Origin of the sequence: Haliea salexigens DSM 19537 (assembly GCF_000423125.1) — a bacterium.
Taxonomy (GTDB): domain Bacteria; phylum Pseudomonadota; class Gammaproteobacteria; order Pseudomonadales; family Halieaceae; genus Haliea; species Haliea salexigens.
Map to the genome: position 1 here is coordinate 7,319 of NZ_KE383980.1, position 2,880 is coordinate 10,198.

Below are 2,880 nucleotides of genomic sequence, written 5' to 3' on the forward strand. Positions count from 1 at the left end.
ATCGTCTTTGGGTTTGGGGGGAAAGACGACCAGCTCACCGCTAACCGCTATTCCAGGCTGGATAAGCAGGTTAAAGCCCTCACCCTTGTTGTGGCGAAACAGTTTCCCCACCTGGGTGTAGTTCTTGCGCTGCTCACCGCCCGCCTCAAACTCCTCGACGACATACACGTTCATATGAGTTGCCATGGATCCATCTCCTTGCTGGTTAAAGATCCGCCAGAGCCTCGTCCCGTGGGGGGTACGATACCCCAACGGGAGATGCGGAAAGTCCGCTACTTAATGCTGCTGTGAGCAGCGACTAAGTGACATTAACCTTCGTGGAAGTCGGAAAATCTGTCAATGGAAGGGTTCTTACAGCGTAAGGCGAGGCTATGCCTGATTGCTTCACAGGGAGAACAACACATTCAATGAAACGGGGCTGTAGCGCGGGGAACGTGTGAGACCCGCATCAATGCAAGCTCCGCCATTCCCAGGGGGCGATAGGATGACTGTCCTGCCACAGACCGCGTCGTGCAGCTCGGGCCTTGCGCTGCGCCTGGGCCAATTCACGATCATTGAGGGCGTAGCGTTCATACCACCAGGCCCAGCCTTTCTCGACCAGCGTGAGATTGACGTTCAGGCCGTTGCGGTAGACGGTACCGACAGTGCGACCATACCGGTCGGTGTCCTGAACAACCACGCCGATGTGTTGGCCGGCCACGAGCGCCTCCAGCGCTTCCCTGGCGGCACTACCGTAAGGCTGGCGACGCTCAGGCGTATCGATCCCGTGCAGCCGGATCTTGTGCTGGGTGTTGGTCGCATCCAGCAGGGTCAGCGTATCGCCATCGGCAATACGGACCACTTTGCCCGACAAGTCGTAATCCGAGGCGGATTGAACGGGCTTATCGAGCGCGGTGTCCGCGATAGCGGTGGTATTGGCCTGGAGTGCCGAAAGACCGTTGCGCGCGCTGGCAAGCGCCTGGTCCAATGAGGCCTCGACCGATTGCACGAGGCTATCGGTACCATTTGGTAGACGGACCGAGGCGACCTGTAGACTGACCATCTGGTCAGCCCAGCGCAAACTGGCAGTGACCCAGGTCACGTTGCCCTGTACCAGGTACTGCGCCACGCTACCGACAATGAAGAGCGCCAGCAGGGTGCGGGAAGACAAGAATCGCCAGCGGCGGGGGCGCGTGAAGGGAAGGATGCGGGCCATGGGCCGGCAGTTTAACACTCCCTGGCCAGGCGCGGTCAGGTGTGCGGAAAATGACCGGGAGGATCTGGCAGGGAAAAAACCTGCCCCGGGGATCCGGGGCAGTAGAGGCTTCAGTCGATGGCGCGCAGGATGTGCTCGCTTTCCCGGTGCTCGATGGCCCAGTCCCGCAGGGCGTAGAACAGCTTGTTGAAGTGCTCAGGATCCGACACGGACCAGGCGAGGTGGTTGATCGCCACCAGGCTGACCACAATACCCGCGGCATCGGTGGACAGTTTCCCTTCGAAGCAATTGTCCTCACAGACCATCCGGACCTGATCGTCCGGCAGCGCCGGAGACAGGTAACAACCGCCATTGGACAACTCCCACATGGTCCACATGCCACCGTTATAGTCGGGGCACAGCCGGTCCATGGTCTGGAAAATCATCGCTTCCAACTGCAGGAAGTACTCACCGGCATACTTGGGGAAAAAGCCGAGACGCTGATCCTCACGCACAATGCTGCGGGTGATCGGCTGACGCTCGCGTATCTCCTCAATGCGAACCGGTGTGGGGACATAGACAACAATCCTCTGCTGTATAGACATGGATCAATCTCCTTCACGTTGAATGATCCGCTGAAGCCTACTCCCGTGGGGCAAGGCCCCAACGGGTAATGCGGATAGACCGCCACTCAATGCTGCCAGGGGCAGCGATCAAGTGGTTTTAAGATCGAATGATGGCGGTTAGCTGTCAATGGAAGGTTGTGTACCGGGGCCATACCAGCGCGATGATCCGGGGTCTCCCAGCCAGTCCTTTCCAAGGCCGTCGTGGCGGTACGGGAGAAAAGCCTGCTATAGTGTTCCTTGAGGAACGCTGGGGGAGCGCGATGAAACACCAGGGTCAAACCAACCGGGCCGCTCGGCAGATACTGCAGCGCCAATTGTCTGTGGATGTGGAAGACGTCGAGCGCCGACGTCGTTACAAGGCGGACTTTGCTCTGGAGATACCTTTTACCGACGAGCAGCGTCGCGCTCTGAACGAAGCCGCACTGAGCCGCAAAGAACCCGTGGGCCGCGTCCTGGCACGGGCTGTGGAAGCGCCAGACCCAGGGTCGGGCAAAGATATAGAAGTGCTGACAGGCTGGGAGACGCTCAACGCCCATATCGAAGAAAGCGCCTATACGCGGTGGGCGAAGGTCAGCCTCATTGACGCAAGCGATGCGGATGCCGTGTTCTATGGCATTCAGCATGCCTACGAGGAAGCAAAGATCGCCGGCTATCCGGTGACAGCCATTGAATATGCCGAGGCGGTGGTGAGGGCGCGGCAACGCTTTGCGGAAAGTATCCCCACAATAACCGACATGGCGGCCGCCCTGCGCATTGGCAGGCCGACACTGGCCAACCGCCTGGCACTACTGCAAAAGCTGTGTCCCCACCTGATAAACCTGACCCGGCGCGGCCAGCTCCCCGAAACCGCCGCCAAGGCCATTGCCTCGCTGCCCAATGAAAAACAGCAGATACGCTACGCAAAACGCTACCTGCGCAACCCGATGCCGATCGCTGAACTCTATACCCTGATTCAATCTGGTTCGCCATCGAAGGATCCCAAAGCACCAAAGAATGACGAGGAATCCCTGCCGCTACACCCTGGAGAGCAAGCCTTTGCGTCGTCGATGGCGGACATGTTCGGTGTCCCGGTGGAATTAA

At 59.1% G+C, this 2,880-nt stretch carries 4 protein-coding genes; 1 reads left to right on the top strand and 3 read right to left on the bottom strand.

Translation table 11 applies throughout. The features are described from left to right. The 3 genes from G533_RS23210 to G533_RS0119910 form a co-directional block, all read right to left on the bottom strand. Positions 1 to 186 (bottom strand): hypothetical protein (locus G533_RS23210; protein WP_035529498.1); only part of this gene is annotated, 186 nt, incomplete at its 3' end. A gap of 262 nt (positions 187 to 448) precedes the next feature. Then, positions 449 to 1,195, bottom strand: coding sequence for a thermonuclease family protein (locus tag G533_RS23215; RefSeq protein ID WP_205622677.1), 747 nt, complete (start codon positions 1,193 to 1,195; stop codon positions 449 to 451). Positions 1,196 to 1,305: 110 nt separating this feature from the next. Next, positions 1,306 to 1,779, bottom strand: a complete 474-nt coding sequence (locus G533_RS0119910; RefSeq protein WP_051230755.1) for an antirestriction protein — start codon at positions 1,777 to 1,779, stop codon at positions 1,306 to 1,308. Positions 1,780 to 2,060: 281 nt separating this feature from the next. Here G533_RS0119910 and G533_RS0119915 point away from each other — a divergent pair. Beyond that, positions 2,061 to 2,880, top strand: an 820-nt coding sequence (locus G533_RS0119915) for a ParB-like helix-turn-helix domain-containing protein (RefSeq protein ID WP_027951392.1), incomplete at its 3' end; no start/stop codon positions are given.

Coding starts and splice junctions, on each gene's coding strand:
- G533_RS0119910 (WP_051230755.1), bottom strand. CDS start 1,779: ATGTCTATACAGCAGAGGATTGTTGTCTATGTCCCCACACCGGTTCGC.
- G533_RS23215 (WP_205622677.1), bottom strand. CDS start 1,195: ATGGCCCGCATCCTTCCCTTCACGCGCCCCCGCCGCTGGCGATTCTTG.